Here is a 13,205-nt window from a genome sequence, read left to right on the forward strand (position 1 = left end):
TTGTTCGTTGATAATCCTTATTAGTTTCTTCACGACTGCCTCAATCCTCGATACCGCTTACCCGACTCCTTTTGTCAGTCGGCCGTCCCACACCTAGTATGAACGTCACCGTCGACGTCGTCGGCGAAGGTGCCCGTGAGGTGACCGTCGACGACGGGGCGACCTACGCCGATCTGGTCGAAGCAGTCGACCGCAGTCCACAGGAGGTCTCGGTCCTCGTGGATGGCTCGCCGGTGCCGGAGGACCAGCCCGTCGAGACCGACCACGTGCAGGTGTTGCGGCTGATCAAAGGCGGGTAACAGGGCCGACGCGAACTGAGTCTTTTTATCAGTCGACGAGAGAGCCACCGGTATGTACTCGAAGCCGACCGATCTCTCCGTCGAGTTGGCCAACGGCGGGGTCGGGCCGGACCCGCTTCGACTCGACGCCCTCGAGACGGCGTTCGTCGTGGTGCTGTTCCAGCGGGACCACCTCTGTGGCAACTGTCGGGAGCAGGTCCAGGAGATCGCCGCCCGCTACGCTGAGTTCCGCGAGCGAAACACCGCAGTCGTCTCGGTGCTCCCCGAATCCAAAGAGCGGGCCGCCGAGTGGGCCGCCAGCTACGACCTCCCGTTTCCGGTAGTCGCCGACCCCGACTCGGCCGTCGCCGACCGGTTCGGCCAGCCGGTCCGGTTCGGGTTCCTCGGCGAACTCCACGACTTGCTGGGGCGGATGCCGCTGGCTGTCATCATCGACCTTCGGGGCGACGAGCCACGGCTCGTCTACTCCCACGTGGGTAACTCCCCATCCGACCGGCCCACCGTCGAAGGGCTGCTGCTCGAACTCGACCACAGGCGCAACGCAAGCGAGTGACACACTCGATTCGCCATGCCGACCCCGACGATCTGGTCGACGTGATGCGGCTGTTCGACGGTGCGCTCCTCGAAACCGACGCCGACCGGATTCGGGAGCAACTAACCGGCTGTCGGGGCTGTATACTGGTCGCTGGCGAGGGGCAGCCGGTCGGCGCGGTCGCGCTTGTAACCGAGACCGAAACGGTCGACGACATGCCGTGGCCCGATGCCGTGTATATATCTGCCATCGCCGTTCGAACAGAGCGACGAGAGCAGGGAGTCGGGCGGTCGCTGATCACGGCGGCCGCCGACTGGGCGGCCCCGCGGCCGCTGTCGGCGACCTTCGACGAGCGCGTGCGACCCTTTTATGCGGCGTGTGGCTTCGCGATCGAGGAGCGAGAGGGTCGGCTGTGGGGTCGACGGTCGCCCGCGGGTCGGTAGCCGGTCACTCGCCGGGTCCGGTTTCCTCGACGTCTGCCCGGGGGAGTTCGACGACAGCGACGGCCCCCTGTCGGTCCTCTCGGTCCTCGAACCAGACGTCGCCGCCGAACCGGTCGACCATCACACGGACGAAGTAGAGTCCGAACCCGATTGAGCCGGAGTCCTCGGCGGTAATCGATCGCTCGAAGACCTCCTGTTTGGCCTCGTCGTCGATCCCCGGCCCGTTGTCCGCGATGCGGATCGTGACCGTCTCGCCGTCGACGACCGCGTCGACCTCGATCTCGACGCGGTCGCTGTCGTTGTGTTCGACCGCGTTGCCAAGCAGGTTCTCGAAGACGGCCGCGAGGAACTCGTTGGCCCGAACCCGCGGCAGGCTATCGAGATCGGTACCGACCGTGATGGTGACGTCGTCGTGGCTTCCGCGGGTTTTCGAGACGCTCTCGGCCACCAGCGTGCCGGTGTCGACCGCCTCCAGCGTCGCCGACTCCTCGCCGACCGAGTTCGTCACCGCCCGCACGTTCTGTGTGAGGTCGACGATGTCGGCGCTGTGGTCGTCGATCACCTCGACGTGGGAGCGCAACTCCTCGTCTACGGTATCGGCGAGCATATCGGCGTGGCCGCGGAGGATCTGCATTCCGTTGAGCAGGTCGTGTCTGAGCACGCTGTTGAAGAACTCGATCTGATCGTTGCGCGTCGACAGGAGCTCGCGGCTCTCGCGGAGTTCCCGCTCCTTGGTTACGCGTTCGAGCGCGTTTTCGGTCGTCGAGGCCAGCAGCTCGACGAACTGCCGGTCGTCGTCGCTGAATCCCTCGTAGTCGGCTCCGGCACTGATCCCCAGTACGCCCCACTCGCCCAGCGGATACAGCAGGGAGCCGCCGATGTCGACAGGGATGTCGACAGTGTCGGTATCGATCGGTTCGCCGCGCATCGGCTCGCCGGTCTCGAACACCTGCCAGATGTCCGTCTCGCCCGGTTCGACCGTCAGATCGCCCGGCTCGTCGCTGCCCCCGGCGTCGGCGAACGCCGTTTCGAGCCCGTCGGCGAAGGCGGCTCCCCGGAGGAAATCCGCCTCCGGGTCGTACAGCATCGCCCCGGAGTAAGAGTATTCGAGCAGTTCGTCGGCGGCCGTCACCGCGATCTCACAGACCTCGGTGGCGGTTTCGGCCCCGAGGAACCGCCGGGTCGTTTCGTGAAGGCGTTCGAGCGTCCGCTGGCGCTGTTTCTGGACCGAGATGTCTCGCAACACGACCACCGTCCCACGGTCGCGGTCGTACTGGTCGCTGATCGGGGCGGCGTTGCAGTCGTAGACCTCGACGCCCCACCGTCGACGCGCCGACCGGGACCGTCACCCCTGACCTGTGGCACGAACTCCCGGTCGCTGGTAGCCGCATCCAGCAGCCCCGGCAACAGCTCCTCGGCGGGCGTGCCGACAGGATCGGGGGTATTCACCAGCCCGCGGGCCGCGGGGTTCGTGTCGACGATCCGCGAGCGGTCGTCGAGGACGAAGACGGGATCGTCCATTCGTTCGAGGACCACCTCGGGCGCGAGCGGTTCGACGTTGAGAAACTCATACCGGAACAACGCCAGTGCGATCAACACGGCCTCGGCCGAATACAACACCGAGTTGAGATTCAGTCCTGGATGGATATTGACCCCGACCTCGTAGACGACACCACCGACGACGGTGAAGCCGATAGCCCCGAAGATGAGCGCCGTCTGTTTGCGGTACATGTTCCGCGGCGAGATGAGGAACCGCGCGAGAACTCCCATGCAAGCAAACACCGCCGCGTACGAAGAGACGAGGGCGACCACGAACAGCAGCCCCTCGGCTCTGTTCAACAACACGGGAAAGGTGAGGCCGTTGACTGTCTCGATCACGACTGGTTTCCTGAGGATGTCGACCGCACTGATCACACCCAGCAGGCCGAAATAGCCGACTATCGCCCGGCGACGGCGCGGCGTCAGCCAGTCATCGCGGCCAGTGTAGGCTAAGACGAAAATCGGGAAGTAGCCAGTGGTGAAGACGAGAAGTCCTGTGCCGACGGCAAACACCGCCTCGGTAACCGGCGAGATGTGGACGACCGTCAGCGCCGCGTAGCAGAGCCCTCCAATTCCCGGGAGTCCGGCGATTCCCGCGAGCGGACGGGCAGCCGGGTGATCCCGGTGCTGGAGGGCGACGTAGGCGACGCTCAGGCCGACGACGCCACCGATCGCCAGCAGGCCACCGATCAGTGTGGTGATCGACTCCTCCATTCTCTCCGATAAAATGTTATGTTTCAATTATTTAAACCCGACGAGAACGTCAGTGGCGGCCGGCTATTCGAGACGGATCATCGCTCGGCTTTTCCGTCTCACGGCTGTAGCAGTGGCTATGAGCACCATCGTATCGGCAGGCCCAGCGCGCCGACCCACGGAGGCGACGCGATAATGGGACGCGGCAAAGACAAATACTACAACCGAGCCAAGCAGCAGGGCTACCGTTCGCGGGCGGCGTTCAAGCTCAAACAACTCGACGAGACCGCGGGGCTGTTCGGCCCCGGCAACACCGTCGTCGACCTCGGGGCCGCGCCCGGCGGTTGGCTGGGGGTGGCCGCCGAAGAGGTCGGCGAACACGGGAAGGTAGTCGGCGTCGACTTCCAGCGCATCCGGGAGTTCGACGACCACGACAACATCGAGACGATCAAGGGCGATATGACCGACGACCGGACCAAGGATCGGCTCCGCGAGCTGATCGGCGACGAGGGCGCGGACGTCGTGCTCTCGGATATGGCCCCGAACATGACCGGCGAGTACGAACTGGACCACGCCCGGTCGGTCCATCTGGCCCGGCAGGCCTTCGGGGTTGCCTGCGAACACCTCGGCACCGGCGGGGATTTCGTCGTCAAGGTGTTTCAGGGGCAGGACCTCGACGACCTCGAAGCCGAAATCGGCGAGGAGTTCCAGTACGTCCGGCGGTCGAGCCCCGACGCCTCCCGTGACAGCTCCTCGGAGATCTATCTGATCGGCAAGCATCGCCTGACCGCGCCGGTGGCGACTGGCGACGAGCTAGAGGTCGAGATCGTCGACGTCGGCGACGAGGGCGACGGCATCGCCAAAGTCGACGACTTCACCGTCTTCGTCTCCGGGGCCGAGACGGGCGACAGCGTGACTGTCCGCATTACGGACGTCAAACCCCAGTTCGCCTTCGCCGAACGCGTCGACTGACGACTGCTGGCGGACGCTCTCGTTTCGACCGTCAGATCAATACCTCACCGGCTGCTCCGGGTATATATGCGTCTGACACTCGCAGTGAGTGGGATGAGCTGTACCGGGTGTGAATCCAACATCGAAAGCGCCGTCTCGGAGCTACCGGGCTGTGAGGGCGTCGACGCCGACCACGAGGCCGGTGAGGTCGTCGTCGATGGCGACGTCGACGAGGGAGCCGTCACGTCGGCCATCGAAGACAGCGGCTACGAGGTCGTCGCGTAGGGTTACTGACTTCCGTCGATCGAGCCTGTAAACCCGCAGATCGATTTGAGTATCACGACGAGATCGTTCGCCTCTCCGGCCCCCCAGATCGCCGTCTCGGCGTCCGGGGTCGGGTTGCCGACCTGGACGCTCAGCAGCGTGCGACTCCCGTCGACCAACAGGAACCGGCTGACCATCGGGATGGCTCGGGCGGCGGGGTCGATTCGGTCGATGGCTGGCATCTCGGCCTGAAGGCGGTCCATCGTCTCGGCCGAAAGTCCGCCGACGCTGACCGAGATGCCGCGGTCGACGGCCGCCGAAAGTCCCTCGATGAGCCGTTCCGAGCAGAACCCATCGTCGGCGACGTAGACGATCTCCGAGTCGGCCTCGCCGAAAAACGTCAGCAGTCGGTCGACGATCGTCTCCCGACCGCTGACCGTCCAGATACCCCGCTGTTCGGTCCCGTTGTCGACCGCTTCGAGCTGATCGAGCGCCGTCGTCAACTTCGTGAGACGCTGTTGGAGGTCCTGGTCGAGTTTTCGGCGTGTGGTCTCGGCCGAAACCGCGATAAATCGCTGGGGACTGGACTGTTGAACGTCGACCAGCCCCCGGTCGCGGAGCTCCTCGACGGCGTCGTAGACGCGGGTTCGCGGAACGTCGGCGACCTGACTGACCTCCTTGGCGGTTCCAGAGCCGAGACTGGAGAGCGCGACGAACGTTCGGGCCGCGTAGGTGCTGAGTCTGAACGCTTCGAGCTGTTCGATGGCTGTCGAGTGCTGATCTGAACGGTGAGTAGTCATACGGGGAGCTGACAGCGGGCGGCTACCGTCGACCGCGGCTGCGTGAGATGGCCGACGATAGCAATCATGCCAATGGTACTATCTTCCTGTTGGCCTCTGTGCGTATATTGTTTTTGTGATTAACTGGGTGAAAATCTATACAACGGTGGGGTTCGTTCTATATGAGCACCAGTGTTGAACTCGCCAGTATGTTACGGCCACCGTCACAACAGATTTTCACTTTTTGCGTGAAAAGTTACCAGCCGTCTGTCTATACGGATAGTCCCGCTTGACCCAGGATCATTTTCACGAATCGAGTGACAATAGCTATGGGTCTGGGGACATGAGTATTCTGTATGACCGGGTTCACCGGAACTGTTGATTCATGGCCACATCAGATAACGTAACCGAGGCCGTCGACGTCCTCCAGCAGCTCGGGCTCAAGGAGTACGAAGCCCGCTGTTTCGTCGGTCTCTCACGGCTGTCAACGGGCACCGCAAAGCGACTCAGCGAGATGACTGACGTGCCGCGCACTCGCGTCTACGATGCGGTTCGCATCCTCGAAGCCCAGGGACTCGTCGAGATCCAGCATTCGAGCCCCCAGCGGTTTCGGGCGGTCTCGCTGTCGGAGGCGACCGACACGCTCCGGGATCAGTACGACACCCGCGTCGACCGCCTCCGGAACGCCCTGGACGACATGGAGACGGTCGACGACCGCGAGGAGTCGTCGATCCAGCAGGTGTGGGCGATGACCGGCTCGACGGCGATCGAGAGCCGGACGAACGAACTGCTCGACAAAGCCGAAAGCGAGGTCGTGTTCGTCGTCGGCGACGAGTCGCTGTTGACCGACCGGCTGATCGACAAGCTAACCGGGATGACCCGGAGCGTCGACCTGCTGATCGGCGCGCCGACCGAGGCCATCCGAACCGCGATCCAGGAGGCGATCCCCGAGGCAACCACGTTCGTCTCGGGGCTGGGATGGCTCCGCGACGAGGGTGGCGACGACGAGGAGACCGCCATCGGGCGGCTCGTGTTGATCGACCGCTCGAAGATCCTGGTGAGTACGATCGTCCCCTCGACGAACGAGGAACACGCGATCTACGGCGAGGGGTTCGGCAACGGGCTGGTCGTCATTGCGCGTCGGTTGATGTCGCAAGGCGAGTTCACCGACGGATAAATACGGAAGGGGGAAGGGCCGAAACGTGGGGGAACAGGTAGGAAGGCGTAGCACGTTCGGGGACGGGGAACACCCCGGACTACGAGTCTACCCATCTACATCGAGCCCACGGATCAACATTAAACAGCGACATTTTCACGGCTGTTCGATTTTTGATGAACCGGGTAACAGTCTCTCGCGGGCACCGACCACACGCCGGACCGACCCCACCCGTGAGTATATATACCGGAGCTCACCAACCGCCGACCAGTGGGAACTACAGACAGTCAGCAAGTCGACACGGTCGGCAGGCTGGGGGACGACCACGAGCTCTCCCGGCGGGCCCGTGGGTACGGCGAACGCGTGGTTCGGGGCGACGAGTGGCCCCTCGACGGCGTCGACCTCGCGGCGATCACGTGGGCGACCTCGACGCGCGCGAAGCGTCGACACGGCCGGTGTTCCTACGGCGGCGAGGGTCGGGTAACGATCACGCTGACCGAACACACCTACGAGCGGGCCGGCTTCGAGGCCTGCAAGAAGACTATCCGCCACGAACTCGTCCACGCGTGGCAGTACCAACACCAAGGCCAGCGGGCCGTCGTCACCGATCGGGGGATCGAACTGCGGGCCGACGGCGCGGCCGCGACCGCCGCCGACGGCTACAGCGACCACGCCGATACCGAGCCCGCGACCGGTGGCGAGAGCACGGCGGTCGACGCCGGGTTCACCATCGAAACGGGCCACGGCGACTCCTTTCGGGCGTGGGTCGAGCCCCTCGCGTTGCCGGGGCGGTGTTCGACCTACTACGAGCGCCGCCGGTCGGATTTCGCCTACGTCTACGGCTGTCCGAACTGCGGGGAGTGGTGGGGGAAACACCGGCTCTGCAAGAGCGTTCGGCAGGCCGCCCACGGCGGCGAGGGGTCGACGGGCTACCGCTACTGCACCGACTGCGAGGTGCTGCTCCACCTCCGGACCGGCGCGTGGTATCTCGCCCACGGCGACCACGACGACGCGACGATCAGAGCGTTCGCCGACGGCGAGTTGGATCCGGCCGTCGACGGTCGAGTGCCGCTGATCCATCGGCGCGACATCGGTTCGACGGAGCGACCGTCGTAGCCGACCCGGACCGCTTGAGGGGCCGATCAGTCCTCGACGGGGAACGTTTCGTGAAGCACGTCGTGGGCCTCGCCGAGCCCCGCGAGGACGCTTTCGCCCTGTGCGGTGATGCGGTGGACGGCGCGTTCGGCGTCCCGGACGGCGACGAGTCGGCCCCGGAGGTAGTCGTACTCGGGGTCGTCACTGGGTGTGTCGGCGATCTCTTCTTCGAGGTCGACCAGCGCGGCATCGAGATGACGTTCGATGGCGGCCAGCGAGTCGGCCTCGGCCAGCGCCCCGATGGGGCCCGAGAGGTGGCCCTCCAGTTCCGCTTCGGCGTGTTCGCGGGCCGCCGGATCGGCCGTACCGAGGACGTTCATCAGCCCGAGCCGCAGCGCTTCGATCTCGTGACAGCTCATATTCCGGTGGTGGGGTTCGCACCTCAAAGCCGGTTCGGTATCGCTTTCGGGCCCGTTTGACCGACCCAAGCAGCTATGTGGGATCCGACACCACCGGCGACTGTTCGATGACCCCGACCGTCGACGGCGAGACCCTGCTGTACGTGCTGGGTGTCGCCTTCGCCCTCGGTACGCTGGCGTACTTCGCCAGCGAGGTCGTTTTCGACCTCTCGATTACCGTCACCGCCGCGCTGTTGTTGCTCGCGTTTCTCGTCTTCTTCGTCGTCGGCCTCGCGGTCGACCGCGAGCCGCTGGATACGGTCGCGTTTGCGGTCTCGGGATTGGCGTACGTCGTCTGTCTCGGCTACGTGATCTCGCGGTACGAGCCGAGCGAGGGGGTCGTGTTCGTCCTGCTTGCGGCCTCCGCCGGGCTGTTCGTCGGTCTCGGCTACGCCCTCCAGGGCGACCGGCTGGCGGTCGACCGGCGGACCGCCGGCCTCGCGGTGGTCGCTATCGCGGCCGTCGGGCTCCTGTTGGTCGGTGTCGACAGCGCCGGCGGCGTCGAGTACAGCATCGGTCTCGACGAGGAGACCGTCCTGACACCGACCCACGAGGACCCCGAGGCCAACCGTGTCTACACCGAACAGGAGATCGGTACGCTCACCGCGAGCAACCCCACGGTGTTCACGCGGGCGGTCGACCCGCCGTCGCTGTCGGGCTGTCTCGCCGGCGTCGACGCCCGGAACACCGGTCGAGAGGCGAGAGTGAGGGTTCGCTACGAGTCGCGGAGTTACGAGCGCTCGAATCGACTTCCACGGGGCGGCACACAGCACCTCGCCATCGAGGCCTCGGCGGAACTGCCGGCCGAGGTGGTCGCCGACAACCGGACGGTCGCCGTCGAGCGCGGCGAGGACTGTGCGGGCACGCGCTCGGAGCCGACGATTATCGTCGTTGTCGACCAGTCCGACGGCCGGTAAGCCGCCGGCTACAGCGTCTGATCAACGAGGTCGCTCACGATCCGGTCGCGGTCGAGATGCGAGGAGACGATCCGCTCGGCATCCGCGGCCTCGACACCGCCGTACCACACGTTCTCGGGGTACACCGCGACCATCGGCCCCTCGCCGCACCGCCCCAGACAGGACGACCGCGTGATCCGGGCGTCACACTCTTTGGAGTCACGGGCCTCCTGCCGGAGGCGTTCGAGCACCGCGGGTGCACCATCCGCGGCGCAGGTCTGGTTCGTGCAGACGGCGACATGTTTCTCGGGGGCGTCGTGGGTGTGGGGCTCGTCGTCGACGTCGCTGCGGTCGGCGTGGGTCTCCTGATGGGTCAGCGCCCGGAGCATCGCCCGCGCGCCGCCGGTATCCTCCTCGTAGCCGGTGAGGTCGACCTTGTACTTGCAGGTGTCACACGACATCTCGACGCTGTCGGTCCGAGCCTCCTGCCAGCGGTCGCCCAGCACGTCGAGGAGCCGCGAGTCGGTGCCGAGTGGGTCGCCAGCCAGCGCGTCGACGTAGGGGTACTCCGAATCGAACTCGTCGGTCCACTCGCGGATCCGCCCGGTGAGGACGCCATCGCCGAGCATGTACGGCAGGACGACGACCGCATCGGGGCGCTGTTTGGCGATCTCCGCCAGCGAGTCGTCCAACGTCGGCTCGGTGATCCCGATAAAGGAGGCTTCGACGTGGGAAAACGCTCGCCCCTCGTACAGCAGCCGCGAGAGCTTGTGGAGGTCGGCGTTGGCGTCGGGGTCGCTGGAGCCGCGGCCGCAGACGACGACGGCCACGTCGTCGGTCTCGCGGTCGATGCCCAGTTCGTCCTCGACGGCCGCCGCACGGTCCTCCAGCAGGTCGACGATCGCGGGGTGAATCCCGAGGTGGGCCCCGTTGTTGATCTCGGCTTCGTGGGTCGAGCGGGCCCGCTGCACGGCGAGGGGCACGTCGTTTTTGACGTGGCTCGCCGCGAACAGCGACAGTTGGACGACCGTGATGGAGTCGACGGTCGATGCCAGTCCCTCGATAGCATCGGGAATCGCGGGCTCGGCGAGCTCCAGAAAGGCGGCGTCGACCGGAATCTCCAACCGATCTTCGAGCATCGCCGCCAACTCCCGGACCTGCTCGTTGGACTTCTCGCGGCGCGAGCCGTGGCCGACCAGCAGAACGGCCTCGTCGTCGACCGAATCGATGGCGTTCCGAAGCTGACCCTGACTCATTGGTCGAACTGTGAGCGGTCGAAGTCGACGTCTGTTGCCTGATCGAGACTCTGGACGAGTTTCCGGCGGCGGCTGGGCGCGAACAGGCCGGTGTCTTCGGTCCCTTCGTAGAGCCACATCCCGAAGTCGGCCGCGACATCGTCGTCGACGCCGAACCAGTAGCCACCCGACGAGGTCGCCGAGAGATCGCCGCAGGCGGCGTCTACGGGACAGTCGTCGATGAGTTGCTGAACGAGTTCGAGCAGCTCGTCGTCGTCGTGGACGAACGAGATGCCCACCGTGCCGCTGGAGGATTTGAAACAGATCGTGCCGCACCCTTCGAGCAGGCCGCGGAGGAGATCACGCCGGTGGTCGGCGAAGGCGGCGAACCGGTAGTTGCCTCGGCCGTCGACCGGGAGGCCGAGCGAGCCACTCGTTCCGAACAGATCGTCGCTCGTCACTTCGACGGTGTACTCGTCTTCGGTCTTCGTGAGGTCGGTGTCGTGGGCGTACTCGCGGCTGGTCGTGTCGTGGTCGACGTCGCCGCCGACGATCCGGCTGATCGTCTCGGCGGCGTCTTCGTCGTTAGTCGTCACGGTGAGGTGGTCGCGGTGGACCGTGCCGTCGCCGGCGACGCGGCCCCAGAAGTAGGCCGTCGCGGGGTGGCCCGCCAGCAGGTCTGCGGGGGCCGCGAGGCTCATTCCTCGACCTCCTCGACGACGATCGCGTTCGTAGGGCAGGCCGCCGCAGCCTGCTTGGCCTCCTCGATCCGGTCGTCGTCGAACGTGGCGACGACCCTCCCGTCTTCCTCGTGGACCTCGCCGCCGCCGTCGTAGATCGGATCGGCGTCGGGGTCGATCGTCGCCAGTCCGTCGTCGGCCTCCACGAACCGTGGATCGCGGGTGAGACAGGCGAAGATGCCGTCGCAGGGATCCTTGTTGAGGGTGACTTCGTAGGTGGTCATGTTAGTAGTCGTACTTGGTCTCGTAGCCGCGAGGGGTGACCATCCGATCGTCCCAGACGTAGGTCTCCTCGTTGCCGACCAGGATCGTGGTCGTCATGTCGACGATCTCGCTCTCGCCGAGTTCTTCGAGCCGGTCGAGCGTCGTGATCATGGTCTCCTCGTCGTCTCGGCCCGCGCTGTGGACGATCCCGACCGGCGTGTCGGGGTCGCGGTGGGCCTGTAGGATCTCACAGCACTTCCGGAAGTTCTCCCGGCGTTTGCGGCTCCACGGGTTGTAGAGCACGATCGTGAAGCTCTCGCTCGCCGCCGCATGCAGGCGGGACTCGATCTCCGGCATCGGCACCAGATGGTCGGACAGCGAGATCGAGACGGTGTCGTTGACCAGCGGCGCGCCCAAGAGGGCGCTACAGGACTGGGCGGCGGGGACGCCCGGCACGACCTCGTAGTCGACCATCGAGGCGGTCGCGCCCTTCGATTCGAGGATTTCGAGGGCGAGCCCCGACAGCGCGTAGACGTTGGGATCGCCGCTGCCGATGATGGCGACATCGTGGCCCGCCAGCGCCCGGTCGATCGCCTCCTCCGTGCGGGAGACCTCGCCGCACATCGGCGTGTCGTACAGTTCCTCGGCCGCCTCGGTGATCTCCTCGGGCAACAGGTCGATGTAGGTCGTGTAGCCGACGATGTGGTCGGCCTCCAGCAGCGCGGCCCGTGATCGCTGGGTCATTCCCTCCGGATGACCGGGGCCCAGTCCCACCGCGGTCAGTTGCCCCGGCTCGGCGTCGAACTCCTCGACGGTCGCGTCGATCTTCTCGTCGACCGACTGTCGCTTCCTCGATCCCGAATCGGTCCCTGAGCCGGCGGTACAGCCGCCGGAGTCGGCGGTCGATCCACTGGTCGCCGTACAGCCGCCCGATTCGTCGCTCGCCGATTCGCCTGTCTGCTCCGTGTTGGTATCCGTGCTCATTTTAGAAATCCTCCACGTCACGCCCGCCGCGCGGGGTGACGAGGAACGTTCGGTAGTCGTTTTCCCAGGTTTCGGTCTCGTGGTTCCCGATGATCAGCGAGGTCCCCATCCCCGAGACCTTGTCGTCGTGATCGATTGCCTCGCCGAGCGTCGTGATGAAATGGTCCTCGCCGTTGCGGCCGGCGTCGGCCCGGCCGGCGTCGTTGACGATCGCCACCAGCGCGTCGTCGACGCGCTCCTCGCGGACGATCTCGACGGCCCGCTCGTAGTTCCGCCAGCAGTTATACAGGACGATCACGAAGTCGCTGATCGCCGCAGCCCGCAGTTTGGCTTCGATCTCCTCCCAGCCGCGCCACTTGTCGGACAGGGAGATCGTACAGAAGTCGTTACAGAGCGGCGCACCGACCATCGCGCCGCCGCCGAGGGCGGCCGTCACGCCGGGGACAATCTCGATGGGAATGTCGGTGGCATCCGTCTCGTCGGCCATCGTGAACACGAGGTCGGATTTGCCGTAGACCGAGGGGTCGCCGCCGGAGACGTGGGCCACGTCGTCGCCCTCCCGGACCCGGTCGAAGGCGAGTTCGGCGAGTTCGGTCTGTCGACCCATCGATGACCGGACGAGTTCTTGCTCGTGGCCGTCGTCCCTCCTCACACGCCCCTCGTCGTCGACCCGCTCTTCGGGCGGCAACGTCCCATCTTCCCGAAGGAACGCCCCATAGAGGTCCGAGACGATCACACAGTCTGCGGTCTCGATGACCTCCTTGGCGCGCTGGGTCATATCGTCCGGCAGGCCGGGGCCGATACCGACCACGTAGAGCGTCCCAACCCCGTCGGCCGCGGCGCTGTTCATCCGGTGATCAACCCTTCGCCGGCGGTTCGTCGCTGTTGTCGCATGCCAATGCTGTTCTGCCTCGGACACAAAACAATTGTGGTTGTC

The 13,205-nt window shown here is 65.6% G+C and carries 17 protein-coding genes; 8 read left to right on the forward strand and 9 right to left on the reverse strand.

Annotated features, from left to right (window positions below; all coding sequences use genetic code 11):
- The first annotated feature begins 98 nt into the window (after positions 1-98).
- The 3 genes from samp2 to NKJ34_RS12305 are packed head-to-tail and all read left to right on the forward strand — an operon-like array spanning position 99 to position 1,274.
- Entirely contained in the window at positions 99-299 is a 201-nt protein-coding gene (samp2, locus tag NKJ34_RS12295) for a ubiquitin-like small modifier protein SAMP2 (RefSeq protein WP_253738602.1), read from the forward strand.
- 52 nt (positions 300-351) lie between these two features.
- A complete protein-coding gene (locus NKJ34_RS12300) occupies positions 352-852 on the forward strand; it encodes a peroxiredoxin family protein (protein ID WP_253738603.1) in 501 nt (166 codons plus the stop codon).
- The gene (locus NKJ34_RS12305) at positions 849-1,274 is read left to right on the forward strand and encodes a GNAT family N-acetyltransferase (RefSeq protein WP_253738604.1); all 426 of its coding nucleotides are present in this window, start codon (positions 849-851) and stop codon (positions 1,272-1,274) included. Before NKJ34_RS12300 ends, NKJ34_RS12305 begins: the two co-directional genes overlap by 4 nt.
- Before the next feature lie 4 nt (positions 1,275-1,278).
- Here NKJ34_RS12305 and NKJ34_RS12310 read toward each other — a convergent pair whose 3' ends face one another.
- Together NKJ34_RS12310 and NKJ34_RS12315 are read right to left on the reverse strand one after the other, a co-directional pair.
- Positions 1,279-2,517: a sensor histidine kinase gene (locus NKJ34_RS12310; protein WP_253738605.1), complete on the reverse strand. Its 1,239-nt coding sequence runs from the start codon at positions 2,515-2,517 to the stop codon at positions 1,279-1,281.
- On the reverse strand, positions 2,403-3,527 hold the full coding sequence (locus NKJ34_RS12315) for a histidine kinase N-terminal 7TM domain-containing protein (protein WP_253738606.1): 1,125 nt from the start codon (positions 3,525-3,527) through the stop codon (positions 2,403-2,405). Before NKJ34_RS12315 ends, NKJ34_RS12310 begins: the two co-directional genes overlap by 115 nt.
- Before the next feature lie 174 nt (positions 3,528-3,701).
- On the opposite strand from NKJ34_RS12315, the gene NKJ34_RS12320 reads away from it, so the two are divergent.
- Both NKJ34_RS12320 and NKJ34_RS12325 read left to right on the forward strand, forming a co-directional pair.
- A complete protein-coding gene (locus NKJ34_RS12320) occupies positions 3,702-4,478 on the forward strand; it encodes a 23S rRNA (uridine(2552)-2'-O)-methyltransferase (RefSeq protein WP_253738607.1) in 777 nt (258 codons plus the stop codon).
- A 66-nt stretch (positions 4,479-4,544) separates the two neighbouring features.
- Complete coding sequence (locus NKJ34_RS12325; RefSeq protein WP_253738608.1) at positions 4,545-4,742, forward strand: heavy-metal-associated domain-containing protein; 198 nt, start codon at positions 4,545-4,547, stop codon at positions 4,740-4,742.
- Between the two features lie 2 nt (positions 4,743-4,744).
- Here the strand turns inward: NKJ34_RS12325 and NKJ34_RS12330 are convergent, their stop codons facing one another.
- Complete coding sequence (locus NKJ34_RS12330) at positions 4,745-5,521, reverse strand: TrmB family transcriptional regulator (RefSeq protein ID WP_253738609.1); 777 nt, start codon at positions 5,519-5,521, stop codon at positions 4,745-4,747.
- Positions 5,522-5,885: 364 nt separating this feature from the next.
- On the opposite strand from NKJ34_RS12330, the gene NKJ34_RS12335 reads away from it, so the two are divergent.
- Together NKJ34_RS12335 and NKJ34_RS12340 are read left to right on the forward strand one after the other, a co-directional pair.
- Positions 5,886-6,677 (forward strand): TrmB family transcriptional regulator, encoded by a 792-nt coding sequence (locus NKJ34_RS12335; RefSeq protein ID WP_253738610.1) that lies wholly within the window; start codon positions 5,886-5,888, stop codon positions 6,675-6,677.
- A gap of 249 nt (positions 6,678-6,926) precedes the next feature.
- Complete coding sequence (locus NKJ34_RS12340) at positions 6,927-7,772, forward strand: SprT-like domain-containing protein (protein WP_253738611.1); 846 nt, start codon at positions 6,927-6,929, stop codon at positions 7,770-7,772.
- 26 nt (positions 7,773-7,798) lie between these two features.
- On the opposite strand, the gene NKJ34_RS12345 is transcribed toward NKJ34_RS12340, so the two are convergent.
- Positions 7,799-8,170: a DUF3209 family protein gene (locus tag NKJ34_RS12345; RefSeq protein WP_253738612.1), complete on the reverse strand. Its 372-nt coding sequence runs from the start codon at positions 8,168-8,170 to the stop codon at positions 7,799-7,801.
- Positions 8,171-8,247: 77 nt separating this feature from the next.
- Between NKJ34_RS12345 and NKJ34_RS12350 the strand changes: the two genes are divergently transcribed.
- Positions 8,248-9,126, forward strand: coding sequence for a hypothetical protein (locus NKJ34_RS12350; RefSeq protein WP_253738613.1), 879 nt, complete (start codon positions 8,248-8,250; stop codon positions 9,124-9,126).
- 8 nt (positions 9,127-9,134) lie between these two features.
- Here the strand turns inward: NKJ34_RS12350 and NKJ34_RS12355 are convergent, their stop codons facing one another.
- Genes NKJ34_RS12355 through NKJ34_RS12375 form a run of 5 tightly spaced genes read right to left on the reverse strand, consistent with a single transcriptional unit; the run spans position 9,135 to position 13,118 of the window.
- Positions 9,135-10,361 carry a CbiX/SirB N-terminal domain-containing protein gene (locus tag NKJ34_RS12355; protein ID WP_253738614.1) on the reverse strand — a complete coding sequence of 409 codons (1,227 nt, stop codon included), beginning with the start codon at positions 10,359-10,361 and terminating at the stop codon, positions 9,135-9,137.
- Complete coding sequence (locus tag NKJ34_RS12360; RefSeq protein ID WP_253738615.1) at positions 10,358-11,041, reverse strand: cobalamin biosynthesis protein; 684 nt, start codon at positions 11,039-11,041, stop codon at positions 10,358-10,360. Before NKJ34_RS12360 ends, NKJ34_RS12355 begins: the two co-directional genes overlap by 4 nt.
- Positions 11,038-11,304, reverse strand: coding sequence for a ferredoxin (locus NKJ34_RS12365; RefSeq protein ID WP_253738616.1), 267 nt, complete (start codon positions 11,302-11,304; stop codon positions 11,038-11,040). Before NKJ34_RS12365 ends, NKJ34_RS12360 begins: the two co-directional genes overlap by 4 nt.
- 1 nt (position 11,305) lies before the next feature.
- Complete coding sequence (gene cobJ / locus NKJ34_RS12370) at positions 11,306-12,268, reverse strand: precorrin-3B C(17)-methyltransferase (protein WP_253738617.1); 963 nt, start codon at positions 12,266-12,268, stop codon at positions 11,306-11,308.
- Position 12,269: 1 nt separating this feature from the next.
- Positions 12,270-13,118 (reverse strand): precorrin-3B C(17)-methyltransferase, encoded by an 849-nt coding sequence (locus NKJ34_RS12375; RefSeq protein WP_253738618.1) that lies wholly within the window; start codon positions 13,116-13,118, stop codon positions 12,270-12,272.
- Positions 13,119-13,205 lie beyond the last annotated feature (87 nt).

The sequence above is a fragment of the Halohasta salina genome (assembly GCF_024178165.1).
In the GTDB taxonomy this organism is placed as follows: Archaea; Halobacteriota; Halobacteria; order Halobacteriales; family Haloferacaceae; genus Halohasta; species Halohasta salina.